This is a genomic window from Streptomyces sp. R21, from assembly GCF_041051975.1.
Classification (GTDB): domain Bacteria; phylum Actinomycetota; class Actinomycetes; order Streptomycetales; family Streptomycetaceae; genus Streptomyces.
The window spans coordinates 8,228,734-8,246,146 of sequence record NZ_CP163435.1; the positions used below are offsets into that span (position 1 = coordinate 8,228,734).

19 protein-coding genes and 6 tRNA genes are annotated in these 17,413 nt (G+C 70.3%); 16 read left to right on the forward strand and 9 right to left on the reverse strand.

Annotated features, from left to right (window positions below):
• The first annotated feature begins 143 nt into the window (after positions 1 to 143).
• Both cobA and AB5J56_RS36630 read left to right on the forward strand, forming a co-directional pair.
• Positions 144 to 1,376 (forward strand): uroporphyrinogen-III C-methyltransferase, encoded by a 1,233-nt coding sequence (gene cobA / locus AB5J56_RS36625; RefSeq protein ID WP_369239343.1) that lies wholly within the window; start codon positions 144 to 146, stop codon positions 1,374 to 1,376.
• Positions 1,377 to 1,440: 64 nt separating this feature from the next.
• Complete coding sequence (locus AB5J56_RS36630) at positions 1,441 to 2,259, forward strand: TrmH family RNA methyltransferase (protein WP_369239345.1); 819 nt, start codon at positions 1,441 to 1,443, stop codon at positions 2,257 to 2,259.
• Here the strand turns inward: AB5J56_RS36630 and AB5J56_RS36635 are convergent.
• Positions 2,256 to 3,545, reverse strand: coding sequence for a serine/threonine-protein kinase (locus tag AB5J56_RS36635; protein ID WP_369243012.1), 1,290 nt, complete (start codon positions 3,543 to 3,545; stop codon positions 2,256 to 2,258). The genes AB5J56_RS36630 and AB5J56_RS36635 overlap by 4 nt on opposite strands.
• Before the next feature lie 196 nt (positions 3,546 to 3,741).
• On the opposite strand from AB5J56_RS36635, the gene AB5J56_RS36640 reads away from it, so the two are divergent.
• The 4 genes from AB5J56_RS36640 to AB5J56_RS36655 all read left to right on the forward strand — a co-directional run bounded on the left by AB5J56_RS36640 (position 3,742) and on the right by AB5J56_RS36655 (position 5,941).
• Complete coding sequence (locus AB5J56_RS36640; protein ID WP_369239347.1) at positions 3,742 to 4,017, forward strand: hypothetical protein; 276 nt, start codon at positions 3,742 to 3,744, stop codon at positions 4,015 to 4,017.
• 199 nt (positions 4,018 to 4,216) lie between these two features.
• Entirely contained in the window at positions 4,217 to 4,432 is a 216-nt protein-coding gene (locus tag AB5J56_RS36645; RefSeq protein WP_369239349.1) for a hypothetical protein, read from the forward strand.
• Between the two features lie 184 nt (positions 4,433 to 4,616).
• A complete protein-coding gene (locus AB5J56_RS36650) occupies positions 4,617 to 5,564 on the forward strand; it encodes a phosphotransferase family protein (RefSeq protein WP_369239351.1) in 948 nt (315 codons plus the stop codon).
• A 74-nt stretch (positions 5,565 to 5,638) separates the two neighbouring features.
• Entirely contained in the window at positions 5,639 to 5,941 is a 303-nt protein-coding gene (locus AB5J56_RS36655) for a zf-TFIIB domain-containing protein (RefSeq protein ID WP_081223395.1), read from the forward strand.
• 107 nt (positions 5,942 to 6,048) lie between these two features.
• On the opposite strand, the gene AB5J56_RS36660 is transcribed toward AB5J56_RS36655, so the two are convergent.
• From AB5J56_RS36660 to AB5J56_RS36680, 5 genes are all read right to left on the reverse strand, one after another.
• A tRNA-Val gene (locus AB5J56_RS36660) sits at positions 6,049 to 6,123 on the reverse strand.
• A gap of 40 nt (positions 6,124 to 6,163) precedes the next feature.
• A tRNA-Val gene (locus tag AB5J56_RS36665) sits at positions 6,164 to 6,235 on the reverse strand.
• 36 nt (positions 6,236 to 6,271) lie between these two features.
• Positions 6,272 to 6,343, reverse strand: a tRNA-Val gene (locus tag AB5J56_RS36670).
• A gap of 1 nt (position 6,344) precedes the next feature.
• Positions 6,345 to 6,418: transfer RNA gene (locus AB5J56_RS36675), tRNA-Cys, on the reverse strand.
• Positions 6,419 to 6,457: 39 nt separating this feature from the next.
• A tRNA-Gly gene (locus AB5J56_RS36680) sits at positions 6,458 to 6,530 on the reverse strand.
• A gap of 156 nt (positions 6,531 to 6,686) precedes the next feature.
• On the opposite strand from AB5J56_RS36680, the gene AB5J56_RS36685 reads away from it, so the two are divergent.
• The 3 genes from AB5J56_RS36685 to AB5J56_RS36695 all read left to right on the forward strand — a co-directional run bounded on the left by AB5J56_RS36685 (position 6,687) and on the right by AB5J56_RS36695 (position 9,478).
• Positions 6,687 to 7,724, forward strand: coding sequence for a chorismate-binding protein (locus AB5J56_RS36685; RefSeq protein WP_369239353.1), 1,038 nt, complete (start codon positions 6,687 to 6,689; stop codon positions 7,722 to 7,724).
• A gap of 1 nt (position 7,725) precedes the next feature.
• Complete coding sequence (locus tag AB5J56_RS36690; protein ID WP_369239355.1) at positions 7,726 to 8,547, forward strand: aminotransferase class IV; 822 nt, start codon at positions 7,726 to 7,728, stop codon at positions 8,545 to 8,547.
• Between the two features lie 106 nt (positions 8,548 to 8,653).
• The gene (locus AB5J56_RS36695) at positions 8,654 to 9,478 is read left to right on the forward strand and encodes a GNAT family N-acetyltransferase (protein WP_369239357.1); all 825 of its coding nucleotides are present in this window, start codon (positions 8,654 to 8,656) and stop codon (positions 9,476 to 9,478) included.
• A 36-nt stretch (positions 9,479 to 9,514) separates the two neighbouring features.
• On the opposite strand, the gene AB5J56_RS36700 is transcribed toward AB5J56_RS36695, so the two are convergent.
• Positions 9,515 to 10,039 (reverse strand): DsbA family protein, encoded by a 525-nt coding sequence (locus AB5J56_RS36700; protein ID WP_369239359.1) that lies wholly within the window; start codon positions 10,037 to 10,039, stop codon positions 9,515 to 9,517.
• 207 nt (positions 10,040 to 10,246) lie between these two features.
• Here AB5J56_RS36700 and AB5J56_RS36705 point away from each other — a divergent pair, with 207 nt between their 5' ends.
• Positions 10,247 to 10,690 (forward strand): hypothetical protein, encoded by a 444-nt coding sequence (locus AB5J56_RS36705; protein ID WP_369239361.1) that lies wholly within the window; start codon positions 10,247 to 10,249, stop codon positions 10,688 to 10,690.
• Positions 10,691 to 10,903: 213 nt separating this feature from the next.
• A complete protein-coding gene (locus AB5J56_RS36710) occupies positions 10,904 to 11,056 on the forward strand; it encodes a hypothetical protein (protein WP_369239363.1) in 153 nt (50 codons plus the stop codon).
• A 135-nt stretch (positions 11,057 to 11,191) separates the two neighbouring features.
• On the opposite strand, the gene AB5J56_RS36715 is transcribed toward AB5J56_RS36710, so the two are convergent.
• Together AB5J56_RS36715 and AB5J56_RS36720 are read right to left on the reverse strand one after the other, a co-directional pair.
• Complete coding sequence (locus AB5J56_RS36715) at positions 11,192 to 11,749, reverse strand: CGNR zinc finger domain-containing protein (RefSeq protein WP_369239365.1); 558 nt, start codon at positions 11,747 to 11,749, stop codon at positions 11,192 to 11,194.
• 285 nt (positions 11,750 to 12,034) lie between these two features.
• Positions 12,035 to 12,448 carry an SsgA family sporulation/cell division regulator gene (locus tag AB5J56_RS36720; protein WP_003959770.1) on the reverse strand — a complete coding sequence of 138 codons (414 nt, stop codon included), beginning with the start codon at positions 12,446 to 12,448 and terminating at the stop codon, positions 12,035 to 12,037.
• Positions 12,449 to 12,639: 191 nt separating this feature from the next.
• Between AB5J56_RS36720 and AB5J56_RS36725 the strand changes: the two genes are divergently transcribed.
• The 5 genes from AB5J56_RS36725 (at position 12,640) to AB5J56_RS36745 (ending at position 17,412) form a co-directional block, all read left to right on the forward strand.
• The gene (locus AB5J56_RS36725) at positions 12,640 to 13,074 is read left to right on the forward strand and encodes a TIGR02611 family protein (protein ID WP_369239367.1); all 435 of its coding nucleotides are present in this window, start codon (positions 12,640 to 12,642) and stop codon (positions 13,072 to 13,074) included.
• 72 nt (positions 13,075 to 13,146) lie between these two features.
• Positions 13,147 to 13,221: transfer RNA gene (locus AB5J56_RS36730), tRNA-Val, on the forward strand.
• A 1,004-nt stretch (positions 13,222 to 14,225) separates the two neighbouring features.
• Positions 14,226 to 15,515: an ABC transporter substrate-binding protein gene (locus AB5J56_RS36735; RefSeq protein WP_369239369.1), complete on the forward strand. Its 1,290-nt coding sequence runs from the start codon at positions 14,226 to 14,228 to the stop codon at positions 15,513 to 15,515.
• Complete coding sequence (locus AB5J56_RS36740; RefSeq protein ID WP_369239371.1) at positions 15,515 to 16,513, forward strand: carbohydrate ABC transporter permease; 999 nt, start codon at positions 15,515 to 15,517, stop codon at positions 16,511 to 16,513. The genes AB5J56_RS36735 and AB5J56_RS36740 overlap by 1 nt, the downstream gene beginning before the upstream one ends.
• Positions 16,513 to 17,412: a carbohydrate ABC transporter permease gene (locus tag AB5J56_RS36745; RefSeq protein WP_369239373.1), complete on the forward strand. Its 900-nt coding sequence runs from the start codon at positions 16,513 to 16,515 to the stop codon at positions 17,410 to 17,412. The genes AB5J56_RS36740 and AB5J56_RS36745 overlap by 1 nt, the downstream gene beginning before the upstream one ends.
• Position 17,413: the final 1 nt, after the last annotated feature.

A 17,413-nucleotide genomic window follows, 5' to 3' on the forward strand; every position in this document is an offset into this window, starting at 1 on the left:
CGTACGCCCGGGGTGGGCCGGGTGCGTGTTCCTGCGCGCCCCCCACCCCCGCCGTACGCTGGATCCGCGTCTAAAATCCGCACGTCAGGGCAGCTCCAGAGCCGCAGCGCCCACCGCACGCCTGTACGAGGAGCCGCACCTCCATGGCCGAACACCCCGCCTACCCCGTAGGCCTCCGCCTCACCGGCCGCCGAGTGGTCGTCCTCGGCGGCGGCCAGGTCGCCCAGCGCCGTCTCCCGGCGCTCATCGCAGCGGGCGCGGACGTCCACCTCGTCTCCCCGGCGGCCACTCCGTCGGTCGAGGCCATGGCGGACGCCGGGGAGATCACCTGGACCCGGCGCCCGTACGCAGACGGTGATCTCGCCGAGGCCTGGTACGCGCTCATCGCCACCGGCGACACGGCGGCCAACACCGCCGCCTCCGCCGAGGCGGAGCGGCACCGCGTCTGGTGCGTGCGCTCCGACGACGCCGACGCGGCCACCGCCTGGACCCCCGCGACCGGGCACAGCGAGGGCGTGACGGTCGCCGTCCTCACCACCGACGCCCGGGGCCGCGACCCCCGCCACACCGCCGCGATCCGCGACGCCGTGGTCGAGGGCCTGCGCGACGGCACCCTCGTCGCCCCGCACCACCGCACCCGCACCCCCGGCGTTGCCCTGGTCGGCGGTGGCCCCGGCGACCCGGACCTCATCACCGTCCGCGGCCGCCGCCTGCTCGCCGAGGCCGACGTCGTCATCGCCGACCGGCTCGGCCCGCGCGACCTGCTCGCCGAACTCCCGCCGCATGTCGAGGTGATCGACGCCGCGAAGATCCCGTACGGCCGTTTCATGGCCCAGGAAGCCATCAACAACGCGCTGATCGAGCACGCCAAGCAGGGCAAGTCCGTCGTACGGCTGAAGGGCGGCGACCCCTACGTCTTCGGCCGTGGCATGGAGGAGTTGCAGGCCCTCGCCGAAGTCGGCATCCCCTGCACGGTGGTCCCCGGCATCTCCAGCTCGATCTCGGTGCCGGGCGCGGCCGGCATCCCGGTCACACACCGCGGAGTCGCCCACGAGTTCACCGTGGTGAGCGGCCATGTCGCCCCGGACGACGAGCGCTCGCTGGTCGACTGGCCGTCGCTCGCCAAGCTCACCGGAACCCTGGTCGTCCTGATGGGCGTCGACAAGATCGGCAAGATCGCCGAGACCCTCGTCGCGCACGGCAAGTCCCCGGACACTCCCGTCGCCCTCGTCCAGGAGGGCACGACAGCGGCCCAGCGCCGGGTGGACGCGACCCTCGCGACGGTCGCCGAGACCGTGCGCACCCAGGAGGTCAAGCCGCCGGCCGTCATCGTCATCGGCGCTGTCGTCACCGTGGGCCCGGGCGCCTCCGAGTAACCCTTGGTAACCCGACCCGTTCCCAGCCGTTGGCACCACACCCAGGACAAGGCAGTATCACCCTGTGGCCGATCTCATCACCGTTGAGGACCCCGACGACCCGCGCCTGAGCGACTACACGGGCCTGACCGACGTGGAGCTGCGCCGCAAGCGCGAACCCGCCGAGGGCCTGTTCATCGCCGAGGGCGAGAAGGTCATCAGACGGGCGAAGGACGCCGGGTACGAGATGCGTTCGATGCTGCTGTCCGCGAAGTGGGTCGACGTCATGCGCGACGTCATCGACGAGCTCCCGGCCCCGGTGTACGCCGTCAGCCCGGAGCTCGCCGAGCGCGTCACCGGCTACCACGTGCACCGCGGCGCCCTCGCCTCCATGCAGCGCAAGCCACTGCCCACGGCGGACGAACTCCTGGGAACCACCCGCCGCGTCGTCGTCATGGAGTCGGTCAACGACCACACCAACATCGGCGCGATCTTCCGCTCGGCGGCGGCCCTCGGCATGGACGCGGTCCTGCTCTCGCCCGACTGCGCGGACCCCCTGTACCGCCGCTCCGTGAAGGTCTCCATGGGCGCCGTCTTCTCGGTCCCGTACGCCCGCCTGGACTCCTGGCCCAGGAGCCTCGAAACGGTCCGCGACGCCGGCTTCACCCTCCTTGCCCTCACCCCTGACGAGAAGGCGAAGTCCCTCGACGAGGCGGCCCCGCACCGCATGGACCGGGTGGCCCTCATGCTCGGCGCCGAAGGCGACGGCCTCTCCACCCGGGCCCTGATGGCGGCCGACGAATGGGTCCGCATCCCGATGGCCCACGGAGTCGACTCCCTCAACGTGGGCGCGGCCGCCGCGGTCGCGTTCTACGCGGTCGCGACGGGCCGCCCGCAGGCCTAACCCTCCTGCTGTCCCTGTCCCTGCCGGGTGTCCGGCTGCGACTGTCGTACGTCCCCCCGTACGTCGCCGCCGCCCAGCCCGCGCGCCGGGCCCTGGCACCCCTGGGCCGCCGCGATACCGAGCGCCACCAGCAGCGTCACGACCACGAACACGAACAGCCGCTGGCGCAGCAGCCGCGGGTTGGCGGGCCGGCGCCCGGTCCCGGTGGGCCGGGGCCCGGAACGCCCCGTGCCGCTGCGCGGCGCGGGCCGGTTGCCCGACCGTGTCGTGTTCCGCTGCGCGGGCGCCGGACGTCCACCGGTCCGCGAACCGGTTCCCGTGCCGCCACCGCTCGTCCGCGGCGGGGGCGTGCCCTGCGGGCGCCGCTGGGTGCGCTGCTCCGCGTACTGCTCGGCCAGCCGTCCCGAGGGCCGGTCCGGATCGTTGCGCTGTGCCGGCGGCCGGCCCTCCGTGATCCCCTGCGCCTCGCGGGACGCGATCTCCTTGAGCCGCAGCGACAGTTGGAGCGTGCTGGGCCGCTCCTCGGGGTCCTTCGCCAGACAGGCGCGGACGAGCGGGGCGAGCGCGTCCGGCACACCCTGCAGATGCGGCTCCTCGTGCACCACCCGGTACAGCATCACTTCGGAACTGCCGTGCCCGAAGGGCGAGTCGGAGGTCGCCGCGTACGCGAGCGTGGCGCCCAGCGAGAACACGTCCGTGGCCGGGGTGACGGCCGCACCGCGCACCTGCTCCGGCGCGAGGAACCCCGGCGACCCGACGGCCGTGCCCACGTGCGTGAGCGTCGAGGCGCCGGTCGCCCAGGCGATGCCGAAGTCGATGATCCGCGGCCCCTTCGGGGACAGCAGGATGTTGGACGGCTTCAGATCACGGTGTACGACACCGGCCTCGTGCACGGCGACGAGCCCCTCGGAGAGAGCGGCCCCCACGGCGGCGACATCGGCGGCCGACAGAGGTCCCCCCTCGGCGACCTTGTCGTGCAGGGAGGGCCCGGGCACGTACTGCGTGGCGAACCAGGGCCGCTCCGCGTCGAGATCCGCGGCAACCAGCCGCGCCGTGCACCCGCCCCTGATCCGCCGGGCCGCCGAGACCTCGCGCGCGAACCGCGACCGGAACTCCTGATCCTCCGCCAGATCCGGCCTGATCACCTTCAGCGCGACCCGCTGGCCACGGCGGTCGGAGCCCAGGTAGACCACGCCCATCCCACCCGCGCCGAGCCGCCTGTGAAGCCTGAACGAGCCGACGACACGCGGGTCCTCGCGCCTCAGGCGCATCATCGCCATGTCCATCCCCGCTGCCCGGTCCGTTTGACGAGCCACAGCTTACGTTTCCGCGGCCGGGAGCGCGCAGAGGCCGCGCCCTCTCGTTCCGATCGATTGTCAGTGCCGGGTGGGAAACTTGAAAGGTGGTCAGGGAGCCTGTGAACAGGCCGGTTTTGAGCTGCCTGTGCTCCCAACCACCTCTCGCAGAAGGGGGATTGAACCCGTGAAGGGTGACCGTGTGGAGATAGTCGTGGACGCCGGCGACACGACACGTACCTACGAGGTGGTGGCGAGCAGGGCGGGTCGCCGAGTGGAGACGGCGGTCCGCCGAGGGGTCGTGGAAGTGAGCGAAGTCACCAGAAGTGGATCAGTGGTGCGCACCGCCCGCTTCATGGCGACCAGGGTGCTGGCGCTGGTGGAGCAGCCGGTCCCCAGGGAGGACAGCTCGGAACAGTCGGGGCACGCCGGGCGCCCCCTCCGGGAAGACCCTGAGACCTAGGTCTCCGTCTCCACCCAGGGGTGTACATCGCAGGTCATCGCTCATCCTCCGGGAGGCCAGGCAAGCGGTACGAGGGCATGACGACCCGCGGTCGCCGCGCCCCTACATTTGAGGTCAAGCGGCGGGTGCAGCACTCGTCCCCCGAGGTCAGACACCCGCCGCTGCCAACCACAACAGAAGCTAGGCCAGGAGAGGGACCATGGCTCACACGGCACCGCGGACAGCGATCCGCATGCAGGGACGCAAGGCGTACACCGCCGCGTTCGGCACCCGCCGCACGAGCCAGGGCCGCCGCCACCCACTGGTGGCGACAGCGATGGTCCTTCCCCTGGCGGCCCTGCTCGTGGTCGTCTTCGGCGGCTGGGAAGCAGTGGTCACACAAGCGTCGTCCGTGGGCGTGATGCTGGGGCGCTGAGCGGCGCCCCGGGCCCGGAAGAGCGGTCCGGGCGGGGACATCCGGCCATGAAACCCCGTGGGGACGGGGGTGCGGCGGACGGCAAAAAATGCCCGCGCAGCTGGGGAGCTGCGCGGGCATTGCTTTGCCCGGGTGCGGCTCCGGCTGCGTACCCTCACGGGGTCGGACAGAACGAGGGGGACCCGTGACCGCAGAGGTGTTGCTGCCCGCGTTGGCCGCGAAGGCGCGTGGCGAGGTTCATCCGGTGGCCGCCGCCTGCACCCATGCCGACGCCGTGCTCGCCGACCGGCAGGACGGCACCGTCGTACGGCATGCCGACACCGTCGCCAAGGCCCATGGTCCCGGCACGGACGCGCGGGAACTCTCGCTGCGGCTGTCCGTCGCCGCGCACCCGGCCCTGTCCGGGATCCTCCTGCCACCGCTCCGGCCCGAGCCCGTCGAGCTGCACGGGCGGCTGGTGACCTTCTGGCCGTACGGCGTCCCCGTCGACCCGGAGCACCCCGAGGCGGCGCCCTGGGAGGCCGCGGGCGGTCTGCTGGCCCGTCTGCACCGGGCACCCGTGCCGATGTCGGGACTGCCGCCGATGCGGGGCCCCGTCAAGGCGGCCCGGGCCATCGCCCGGCTCGGCGCGGCGGGCCCGCACCCCGCCGCCGCCCCCGTCCTGCGCGCCTGGGCCGGCCTGCCCGCCTGGGCCCGCGCCGAGGCCCCGATGCCCGACGCGCCCGCGGCCCTGTGCCACGGCGACCTCCACCTCGGCCAACTCGTACGCTCCCCGGAGCCGGCCGGCCCCTGGCTGCTCATCGACGTGGACGACCTGGGCGTGGGCGCCCCCGCCTGGGACCTGGCCCGCCCCGCGGCCTGGTACGCCTGCGGTCTGCTCCCGCCCGACGACTGGACCCGCTTCGTGGCCGCCTACCGGCAACAGGGCGGCCCCGCCGTCCCCGCCGACGGCGACCCCTGGCCCGCCCTCGACGCCGCCGCCCGCGCCCTCACCGTGCAGACCGCGGCCCTGGCGATCGCCAAGTCCGTCGCGGCCGACCGCCCGTTGGACGAGGTGGAGGAGGCCGTGGTCGACGCCTGCGACCGAATGACGGCCGTACCGGCGGAGTTGACCGGGGGTTTTGCGACGTAGGGTGCAACCGACCGAAGCCGGGCGGAGTCTGTCCTGGCGGAAGCAGTACCGACCGGCGAGGAGTTGAGCCGAGCATGCAGTGTCCGAAGTGCCATGCGCCGATGCACACGTACAACCGCAATGGTGTCCAGATCGAGCAGTGCAGCGGCTGCCGCGGGATATTTCTCGACTACGGCGAGCTGGAAGCGCTGACCCGGGTGGAGTCCCAGTGGTCGCAGCCCGCGCCGCCCCCGCAGGGCGCCCCGCAGGCCTACCCGTCCGCCCCCGCGCCCGCCTGGGGTGCCCCGCAGCACGGTGGACACGGCGGCGGCCACTACGGCGGCCACGGCGGTCACCACCGCCACAAGAGCTTCGGCCACATGCTCTTCTCGTCCTGAGCCTGTCCAGAGCGAAGGGCTCCTCCGGAAACGGGGGAGCCCTCTCCCGTTTCCGGGCTGGCTCACGACAAAGCCCCCGACCGTACGAGACGGCCGGGGGCTTTGGCTGGTGCGCGATACTGGGATTGAACCAGTGACCTCTTCCGTGTCAGGGAAGCGCTCTCCCGCTGAGCTAATCGCGCAGGTCACGCGGCCGGAGCCACGCTTGCTGCTGGACTTGCGTGCGCGATACTGGGATTGAACCAGTGACCTCTTCCGTGTCAGGGAAGCGCTCTCCCGCTGAGCTAATCGCGCGGGGTTCGGTCCGAGGACCAGGATCCGAAGATCCAGTGGACGATACTGGGATTGAACCAGTGACCTCTTCCGTGTCAGGGAAGCGCTCTCCCGCTGAGCTAATCGTCCTTGGAGGTGGAGACGGGATTTGAACCCGTGTAGACGGCTTTGCAGGCCGTTGCCTCGCCTCTCGGCCACTCCACCAGGAGCGTAGGGGTTCGGGAAGATCCCCCACTTCCTGCGAGCGGACGACCAGGTTCGAACTGGCGACCTCAACCTTGGCAAGGTTGCGCTCTACCAACTGAGCTACGTCCGCTTGTCGTTTCCGGATCGCTTGCGCGTCCCGGCGACGTGTTGAACTCTAGCGGATTCCGGGGCCAGCACAAAAACGCGTTTGTGCAGCGTGCTGCGGTGCGCCCGCTGAACGACATGGTCAGGGCACCCGCAGGTCACCCGCCCTAGACTCGACTGCGTGCTCGACCTCGCTCCTCTCGCCCGCTTCGGCGGCCTCGTCGCCACCGGTCTCCTCGATGTCACCGACGATCCCGCGGCCCTGGACTCCGCCGGCTTCTGGGCCGTGTCCGCCGACTTCGAAGGCCGTCTGACGTGCGCGCGCTTCCGGGACGTACGCAAGGAGCCGGTGCCCGCGCCCGTGCCGGGGAAGTGGCGGGGCCCTGCCGCCGGTGACTGGAAGTCGTCCCTCGACCACGACGCGTACACCGCGGGCGTACGCCGTATCCGCGAGCACATCGCGGCCGGCGAGGTCTACCAGGCGAACCTCTGCCGGGTGCTCTCCGCGCCCGTCGCGCCCGACGCCGACGTGGACGACCTGACCGCTCTTCTCGCGCGCGGCAACCCGGCGCCGTACGCCGGAACGATTCGGCTGCCCGGCCACGGCGTGGAGATAGCCACCGCGTCGCCCGAGCTGTTCCTGCGCCGCGACGGCCGGATCGTCGAGTCGGGCCCGATCAAGGGCACCGGGCGCACCGAGGCGGACCTGCTGCAGAAGGACTACGCCGAGAACGTGATGATCGTGGACCTCGTCCGCAACGACATGGGCCAGGTGTGCGCCACCGGCAGCGTGACCGTTCCCGACCTGTGCGTGGTCGAGAAGCACCCGGGCCTCGTCCACCTCGTCTCCACCGTCCACGGCGAACTGCGCGAGGACGCAGGGTGGCCGGAGCTCCTCGCCGCCGCCTTCCCGCCCGGGTCGGTCACCGGAGCGCCCAAGTCCAGCGCGCTGCGGATCATCGACGCCCTGGAGACGGCGCCGCGCGGCCCGTACTGCGGCGGCATCGGCTGGGTCGACGCCGACCGCGGAACCGGCGAGCTGGCCGTCGGCATCCGTACCTTCTGGATCGACCGCGCCGAAGACGTCCTGCGCTTCGGTACGGGCGCGGGCATCACCTGGGGCTCCGACCCCGAGGGGGAGTGGCGGGAGACCGAGCTGAAGGCGGCGCGACTGCTCGCGGTAGCGTCGGGGGCGTACGAGGCAAGCGGAGGGAACTAGCGTGAAGATCTGGCTCGACGGCGGGTTGCAGGACATGGAGTCCGCCCGCGTCTCCGTCTTCGACCACGGGCTGACCGTGGGCGACGGCATCTTCGAGACCGTGAAGGCGGTCGACGGGCGGCCGTTCGCGCTGACCCGGCACCTCGACCGGCTGACCCGCTCGGCGCGCGGGCTGGGACTGCCCGACCCCGATCTCGACGAGGTCCGCCGCGCCTGCGCCGCCGTCATCGAGGCCAACCCGATGCCGCTGGGCCGCCTGCGCATCACCTACACCGGCGGCCACGGCCCGCTCGGCTCCGACCGCGGTGAGCACGGCCCGACGCTCGTGGTGGCCCTCGGCGAGTCCGCGCGGCGCCCCGACTCCACCGCCGTGGTCACCGTGCCGTGGACCCGCAACGAACGCGGCGCCCTCACCGGCCTCAAGACCACCTCGTACGCGGAGAACGTCGTCGCCCTCGCCCGCGCCCGTGAACAGGGCGCCACCGAGGCGCTGTTCGCGAACACGGTCGGGCAGCTGTGCGAGGGCACCGGCTCCAACGTCTTCGTCGTGCTCGACGGGGAGATCCACACTCCGCCGGTCGCCTCCGGCTGTCTCGCCGGCATCACCCGGGCGCTCGCCGTCGAGTGGACGGGCGCCAAGGAGACCGACCTGCCGCTGGACGTGCTCGAGCACGCGGACGAGATCTTCCTGACGTCCACGCTGCGCGATGTGCAGGGCGTGCACCGGGTCGACGGACGCGAACTCCCGGGCGCGCCCGGCTCCGTGACCGCCAAGGCCATGCGGATCTTCGACGAGCGCAGCGGGGACGATCTCGACCCGTAGGGGACGGCAGGGACAAGGGCCGGGTTCGGTACTGCTCCCGATCCCGGTCCCGCTTCTGTGGGATAACCGGATGACGGCAGGCCGCAGGGCGGGTACAACACCCCTGATGACCACCACCCTGCGGCCGACCGAGCCGCTTCAGCACGCCGCCGACGGAACGCGTTCGCGCCATTACCAGGTGTGCGTGAACAGCCGTCCCGTGGGCGCGATACACCTCGCCACGCGCCCGGTCTTCGGACCGCCCGTAGCGGCGATTGAGGACCTCCGCATCGAGGAGCCGGACCGGGGGCGCGGCCGCGGCACGGTCGCCGCGCTCGCCGCCGAGGAGATCGCGCGCGGCTGGGGCTGCGAACGGATCGAGATGTCGGTCCCGGGCGAAGCGGCTGCCGCGCGGGCCCTGTCCACCGCACTCGGTTACATCCCCCGCAGCCGCTGGATGGAGAAGGCGCTCGGCGCCGTCGCCCCCGAGTTGCCCGCCGGCAGCGTCGGCCGTCCCATGACGAAGGCCGAGTTCGCGCCCTGGGAGGCGCGCGGACGGGAGAGTTACGCGAAGGAGTGGATCGCGCGGGGCGTACCCGCCGACGAGGCGCACGCCAAGTCGCAGCACGACCACGACGAGCTGCTGCCGCAGGGCATGGCCACGGAGAACATGCTGTTCAGCGTCCTGGAGCACGAAGGGACCGCGGTGGGCACCCTCTGGGTGGCGCTCCAGGACGATCGGGCCTTCGTCTTCGACGTCGAGGCCGACGAGGCGTTCCGCGGCCGGGGACACGGCCGGACGCTGATGCTGCTGGCGGAGGCCCAGGCGGTGGCCGCGGGCAGGAACCGCATGGGCCTCAACGTCTTCGCGGGCAATGCCCCGGCCGAGCGGCTCTACGAGTCGCTCGGCTACGAGACCACCACGTACCACCTGTACAAGCCGCTGCTGTAGGGCCCTCGACAGCGAGGGCCACGACTGCGGACGCGGTCAGGCTTCCCGCTCGGCCAGCAGCCGGTCGGCGATCTCCTCGATGCGCGCGCGCAGCCCGTCCTGGCTCTTGCCGCCGTCCAGACGCTCGCCGCCGATGACGTATGTCGGCGTGCCGGTGACGCCGATCGCCTTGCCCTCGGCCTGGTCGGCGTCGACGATCAGGATGTGCCGGCCGTCGATCAGGGCCGTGTCGAACTCCTCGGCGTCCAGGCCGAGTTCGCGGGCCACCTCGACCAGGAAGGACTCGCCCCCGCGGTCCAGCTCCTCGACGCGGCCCAGCACCGCCTCGACGTACGGCCAGGTCTTCCCCTGCTCGGCGGCCTCCTCGGCGGCCTGTGCCGCGGCGAAGGCGTGCTTGTGCTTCTCCAGCGGGAAGTGCCGCAGCCGCAGTTCGAGACGGTCGCCGTAGCGGGCGCGCAGGGCGCGGAGGTCGTCGAGGGCGCTGCGGCAGTCCGGGCACTGGAGTTCGCACCAGACGTCCAGGACGGGGGCGGCCGGGCGGGCGGGGGAGGAGTCGCTCATGGGCACCAGTCTCCCAGTCCGGGCCCGGGTGCCCCAATCGGGATCTCGGCTGCCGACTCCGTACGACGCCGACCGGGACCTGGGGAGGAGTCCGACCCGGAGATGTCCCTGAGGTCCGGCCGGGGCATGGCACATGGGGCATGGGGCGGTGCAGGATGGAAGGGACGAACCGACCGCTGCCCCACTGAGCCCTGCCTGGAGGACCGGATGATTGCCGAGACCGTCTGTTCCGCCGTTTCCGCCGCAGGCCTGGGCATTGCCGTGGTCACGGCGTACCGCAAGCGCTTTCTCGCGGCCGCCCGCATCGCCGCCTACTCGCTCGTGCCCGTCGCCCTGGTCATGACCGGGATCGTCGGCTGGATCGCCGACACCGCCTTCAGTCCGAGCGCCTGGGCGGGCTTCGTCCTGCTCGGCGGGGCCTGGCTGCTGTTCATGACCACGCGGGCCGTGGAGCGGCGCAGCGGCGGCACACGGAAGGAACGCAAGGCGGCGAAGGCCGCCCAGCGCGAGGCGGTCGCCCCCGCGGCCTCCGCGCCCTCCCTGGGCCCGGCCACCCGTCCGGCCGCCCGGCCCGCAGCGTCGCCCCGCCCCGCCAAGTCCGGGGACGATTTCAGCGACATCGAAGCCATCCTGAAGAAGCACGGCATCTGACGAAGGCCGTAGAGAGCCACCGCATCCGACGGCGCGGACGACCGCGCGGGGGCGGCCCGGCCACCGGGCGATCTGAAACGACACAGAGGATCAGGCGAGTGCGCGCAAGCGATCACGTCCGAACCCGCGCTTCACGGATATTGGCGAACTCCCCGTCATTCCGGGCGTGTTGATCGCGGGTGGGGTGCTCCCTGCGCCATCATCGCCCGCGAGATGCTGGACACAACACAGAGCGACGCCGCCGCCCCTCCCAAGGAGCCGCGGGGTTGTCTCTTCGCTCTTTCCCAGCCACCGCTGATGATCTTCCTAGCGGTGATCGGCTGCCTGCTCCTCATGGCTTCGCTGCACGACCTGCTGCTGCTCTGAGACGTACGCGAACCCCCCGGCGTCACCCGCCGAGGGTTTCGTCGACACCGTGCCGAAAGCAGTGCCGGCATCGCATGGACGTCACATCGACCTCCCGCGGTCGTCGCGTCGACCTCCCGCGGCCGTACGTCGCCGTCAGCCCGCGGCTTCCTTGCGTCGCGCCCGGTACGCGGCCACATGCAGCCGGTTTCCGCAGGTGCGGCTGTCGCAGTAGCGGCGCGAGCGATTGCGGGAGAGGTCGACGAAGGCGCGCCCGCAGTCGGGGGCCTCGCAGCGCCGCAGCCGCTCCTGTTCCCCGGCCACCACGAAGAAGGCCAGCGCCATACCGCAGTCGGCCGCGAGGTGATCGGCGACGGAGGCGCCGGGTGCGAAGTAGTGCACATGCCAGTCGTAGCCGTCGTGGTCGGTGAGGCGCGGCGTGGTCCCGGCCGCCGCGACCAGATCATTGATGAGCCCGGCGGCGGTCCGCGCGTCGGAGGCGGCGAAGACCCCGGCGAACAGGTCGCGGACCTTCCGTACGGCCGCGAGATCGTGCTCGGACAGCATCCCGACATCGCTGAACTCGTGCGTTCGTACGAAATCCGCGAGGGACGCGACATCCGCGAGCCCGTCCGCCGTGTTTTCCTCCGCCACCGTGTTCACCAGATCCACCACGGCGTCGAGGGCGCACCTGGTGTCGTGGGTGATCAGCACGTTTCGCTCCCTGGCCTGGGGGTCGGGCGGGCGCCCGCCGATGTTGGCCGATGGTAATGGCTTCCCGGTGCGTGGGACCGGCCCTCTCACCGCCGGGACCGCTCCGGCGCCAGGTGCCAGGCGCTGACACTTCGACGTACGGCCGGGTGCGGGGTCCCGGCGGAACGCATCGGCGCCGCCTCCGCGGAAGTCCGCGGCGACGGCGCCGATGTATGCCCTATGCGGTTGTCTGAGCCCGAGCCGTCTCCCCGAGTGGACGGCGCCGGGCGGCTCTGAGGTACCTCGCTAGCTCTCGGCGAGGATGTGGGAGAGCTCGGTGTCGAGATCGAAGTGCCGGTGTTCCGTGCCAGGTGGCACGGCGGCGTCCGTTCGCTTCAGGAAGGACTCCAGGGCCCGCGCCGGGGCCTCGAGCAGGGCTTCGCCCTCGGGGGAGCTCAGGGCGATGCATACGACGCCCTGGCCGTGACTCCGGGACGGCCAGACTCGGACGTCGCCGGTACCGGTGGGCCGGTGCAGGCCCTCGGCGAGGAGGTCGCGGGCGAACACCCACTCGACGGTTTCCTCGGCTCCGGTGTGGAAGGTGGCGTGCACGGCGTAGGGATCGGCCGTGTCATACCGCAGTCCTGCGGGAACAGGCAGTGAGGACTCGCTCGACACAACGAGGCGCAGGTGCAGCTCGCAGCTGACCGTGGTGTTCATAAGCGCCAGGGCCTTTCGCTCAGTGTGCGCTCGGGGATTCGCACGTCGGCGAAATCGACATGCCACCTACGGTGCCGTTGTAAACCCCTCTGAGCGTTTTGCGTGTCTTTAGGTAACTCATCCGGCCGAGAGCGCGTTCGCCGGATAGGGCCATTCCGGTGACTGGTTTCTCTCGGGTAGGGTTTGGTCGTATGAATACGGGGAGTGACGAGTCCGGCGAAGTCGCCGTGGCTGACGACGGGACGAAGACGGAGCGCGCACTCGGCTCGCGGGCGCCGGAATTCATCAAGGCGCGCCGCGCTCTGCACCTGAGCTGGCAGGTGGGCGTTTTCATAGTGGGCCTCGCGGTGGTCGTCGCGGGCGTGATCATGCTGCCGCTGCCCGGCCCGGGCTGGCTGGTGATCTTCGGCGGCATGGCGATCTGGGCGACCGAGTTCGTCTGGGCCCAGCTCGTGCTGCGCTGGACTAAGCGCAAGGTCACGGAGGCGACCCAGCGTGCGCTCGACCCCCGGGTGCGGCGCCGCAACATCATCCTGACGACCATCGGCCTGGTGATCGTCGCGGCCCTTGTGGGTGTCTACGTCTGGAAGTTCGGCATCGAGATGCCCTGGAACATCAAGCAGTGAGGGCCCCCTCCGCGCACCCTCCGTGCTGGTCGAACGCACCCTCTGACATGGGGTAATGTTCTTCCTGCGCCCGGGCGATTAGCTCAGCGGGAGAGCGCTTCGTTCACACCGAAGAGGTCACTGGTTCGAACCCAGTATCGCCCACCATGTCGATGGCGACCCATGCCCACGGAGATCGTGGACCGGGTCGCCATCGTCGTTTTCCGCGGCTTCGCCGCGCGTTGCGTGGGCCTCGCCGGCCGGTTGTCCCGGGCCGTCGCCGAGGCGGCCATGAGCCGTGGTGCGGGTGTGGGCCCTCGGGTTCGTGTCCCGTCGCGTGGTATAGCCATGCGGACCAGGTGGCTCCGTGGAGTGCCGTGGCGGACGTACCGGATGACTTGCCTGCCCGGCTGTTCACGCTGTTCGTGGGCGTCAGTGCCGTGATCCGGCACGAGTCGGCCGCGCCGCCCCAGTGATCTACGCGGTTCCGAACTCCGGCCCTCTGACATCACCCCGCGGGACGCGACCACTCTCAGTAGGCGGCGGCCACGTGTGCCGCTCGACAGAGGCTCACGCGGCCGCTGCGGGCGTCCCGTGTGGCCACCGGGCTTGACCTGCGTCGTCGCGAACGGCAGTCACGTGACCGTGGACCGTGTCCCGCGCTGCCGTCAACGGCACAGTCACGTGACCGTCGACCGTGTGCCGCGCCGTCGCGAACAGCGGTCACCCGCACGTCGACCGCACCCCCGCCGTCGCCACCAGCAGCCACACCACCGCCGACCGCCCCCCGGCGAACCGCGCCCCTGCCCCTCGCCCTCTGGCACACCCCCCTCACTCCCCATCGCCCCTCACTCTCAGTTCCCCCGGAGCCCCCGCCACCCCGTCTCCCCGACTCCCCACCCCCGAACCGAAGTTGATTTTCGGCCTCTCCGCTTTCGTCGGCGACCTGCCGTGAAGTGTTCGACGGGTCGGTCGTACGCGTCGGACCTGCACGGTCGTGCGAACGCGCCGTCGTCGCGGCGCAGTTGGCCGCCCTGGGGAGCCGGATCGCATCCCATCAATTCCTGTCCGAATCATTGACGTGCCCGAAGGGCCTCCGTACCTTGTGCCAGCAAGCGCTTACTTGAAACGATTCATGACGGCGACCGCAACGTCGCGGGAGGGGCCCGACTATGCAGAAGAACGGGAATGTCGAGAGGCGGACGATCCTCAAGGCGGCCGGTGCGTCGGTGGCCGCGTTGGGGCTGGCCACGACGACGGCATGTGGTGGGGACGGTGCGGGCTCCGGGGACGGGACGGTCACCATCCGTTACGCCTGGTGGGGTGCCGACGACCGGGCCAAGCGGATCAACCAGACCATCGCGCTCTTCGAGAAGAAGTACCCGAAGATCAAGGTGAAAACGGACTTCCAGCCTTACACCGACTTCTGGAAGAAGTTCAACACCCAGGCGTCCGGCGGAAATCCGCCGGACGTATTCCAGAATGCCATCGGATTCCTGCGCAAGTACGACGCGAAGAATGTGCTGCTCGATCTCAGCGCACAGGTCAAGGCGGGAAATCTCTCAATGGAGGGATTCCGGGCAGGTCTTGAGAAGTTCGGCGAGGTCGACGGAAAGCTGCTCGGTGTTCCGGTCGGCTCCAACTCGATGGCCCTCGTCATCGACAAGCACGTGTACACCAAGGCGGGTGTGACGCCCAAGCAGGGCTGGACCTGGGACGACTTCGACGCGGCGATGAAGAAGATCCGCGACAAGACGGGGCGCGCCGGAGACAGCGGAATGTATGGCGTGATGTACCTCTACGACCTGTACCTCCGTCAGAACGGCAAGGCGTTCTTCACCGAGAAGGGGCTCGGTTTCACCGAGGCGGACCTCAAGGACTGGTGGACCAAGGCGAAGAAGGGTGTGGAGTCGGGCATCTACGCCGACGCCAAGAAGGTCGCTCAGGTCAGGCCCAAGTCCGCCGTCTCCGCCGAAATCGCCGGCGGCGAGTTCACCTGGGACAACTTCACCGTCCGCTACACCGCCGAGGGCAAGAGCGAGTACGGTCTCGCCCCGATCCCCACCACGGACGGCAAGCACACGGGCCAGTACCTCGGCTCCCTGATGCTCAGCGCCTCCAAGCGCACCCAGCACCCCAAGGAAGTCGCCCAGTTCATCAGCTTCATGACGCACGACCCCGAGGTCGCCAAGATCATGGGCTACGACCGCGGTGTGCCGGCCACGCAGGCGCAGTACGACGCATACAAGCCCACCGACGAGGTCGGCAAGGGCATCGCCGCCTACGAGGAGTCCCTCGTCAAGGCGGGCGTCCTGGAGACGATCACCCCGCACCCGAACGGCGCCGACATCTGTGAGTCCGCGTTCCTGCGGATCGCCGAGGAACTCGCCCTGGGCACGCGGTCGGTGGACGACGCCGTCAAGCAGTTCTTCACCGAGTCGAAGACGGCTCTCGGCAGCTGATGGGAACCACCGTGACACACGCCCCTGCGACGGATGCCCTGGCCAAGGGCTCCGAGCCGCGGCACGGTCCGGTGGACCCCGCGCGCCCCGCCGCCGCCAAGCGGCGGGGCCGCCGGGAGAACCTGGCCGGCTATCTCTTCATGTCCCCCTGGATCGCCGGGTTCCTGCTGCTCACCGCGGGCCCGATGATCGCCTCGCTCTACTTCGCGTTCACCGACTACAACCTGTTCGACGCCCCCAAGTGGATCGGCCTCGACAACTTCTCGGAGATGTTCCACGACCCGCGCTGGCGCCACTCGGTGCAGGTGACGATGTGGTACGTCGTCGTCGGGACGCCCCTCAAGCTGCTCGCCGCGCTCGGCGTGGCGCTGCTGCTGGCCCAGAAACGGCGCGGACAGGCCTTCTACCGGGCCGCGTTCTACGCGCCTTCGCTGATCGGGGCGAGCGTCTCCATCGCCATCGTCTGGAAGGCGATCTTCTCGGACGACGCGATCGTGGACCGTACTCAGCAGGCCTTCGGGTTGCACGCGGGCGGCTGGACCGGCGACCCGGACATGATCATCTACAGCCTGGTGGCGCTCACGGTCTGGCAGTTCGGCGCCCCCATGGTCATCTTCCTCGCCGGCCTCAAACAGGTGCCGCGCGAGCTGTACGAGGCCGCCGAGGTCGACGGGGCGGGCAAGCTGCGCCGGTTCTGGAACATCACCCTGCCGATGATTTCCCCGGTGCTCTTCTTCAACGTCCTCCTTGAGACCATCCACTCCTTCCAGATCTTCAGCTCGGCGTACATCGTCGGCGGCGGCGCCGGAGGCAACGCCTGCGGTCCGGCGGACGGCTCGATGGTCTACACCTGCTACCTCTACGTCCAGGGCTTCGAGAACAGCCGGATGGGCCTGGCCTCCGCCATGGCCTGGATGCTGCTGGTCGCGGTCGCACTGGTGACGGCGGTGCTGTTCTGGTCCCAGAAGCGCTGGGTGCACTACGAGGAGGGCGCCTGATGAGCGCGCAGGTCACAGACGTCAGGCCGGCTCAGGGCTCGTCCGCCAAGGCGGGCAACCTCCGGCGCAGGCTGCCCGGTTCGCTCGCCTGGCACCTCGGGTCCCTCGCGGTCCTCGCGGTCATCCTCTACCCGGTGCTCTGGGTCATCGGCGGCTCCTTCAAGAAGAGCGAGGACATCGTCGGCAGCCTGGACCTGTTCCCGGGCTCGCCGATCACCTCCAACTACACGCGCCTCACCGAGGGCATCGCGGACATCCCGATCTCCACGTTCTTCTACAACTCGCTCTTCCTCGCGGTCGGTTCGGTGATCGGGATCGTGGTGTCCTGCTCGCTGACGGCGTACGCCTTCGCGAAGATCAAGTTCGTGGGCCGGAACCTGCTGTTCACGCTGATGATCGGCACGCTGCTGTTGCCGTACCACGTGCTCCTGATCCCGCAGTACGTGCTGTTCCGCAACATGGACATGATCAACACGTACACCCCGCTGCTGCTCGGCAAGTACCTCGCCACGGAGGCGTTCTTCGTCTTCCTGATGATGCAGTTCATGCGCAACCTGCCGAAGGAACTCGACGAGGCGGCCCGTCTCGACGGCTGCGGGCACTTCCGCATCTACTGGTCGATCGTGCTCCCGCTGAGCCGTCCGGCTCTGATCACCAGCGCGATCTTCACCTTCATCAACGCCTGGAACGACTTCATGGGCCCGCTGATCTACCTCAACGAGCCCGACAAGTACACGGTCTCGCTCGGCCTGAAGATGTTCGTCGACCAGGAAGCCGTGGCCGACTACGGCGGCATGATCGCCATGTCGCTCGTCGCCCTGCTGCCGGTCCTCGCCTTCTTCCTGGCCTTCCAGCGTTATCTGATCGACGGCATGGCCACCTCGGGACTGAAGGGCTGAG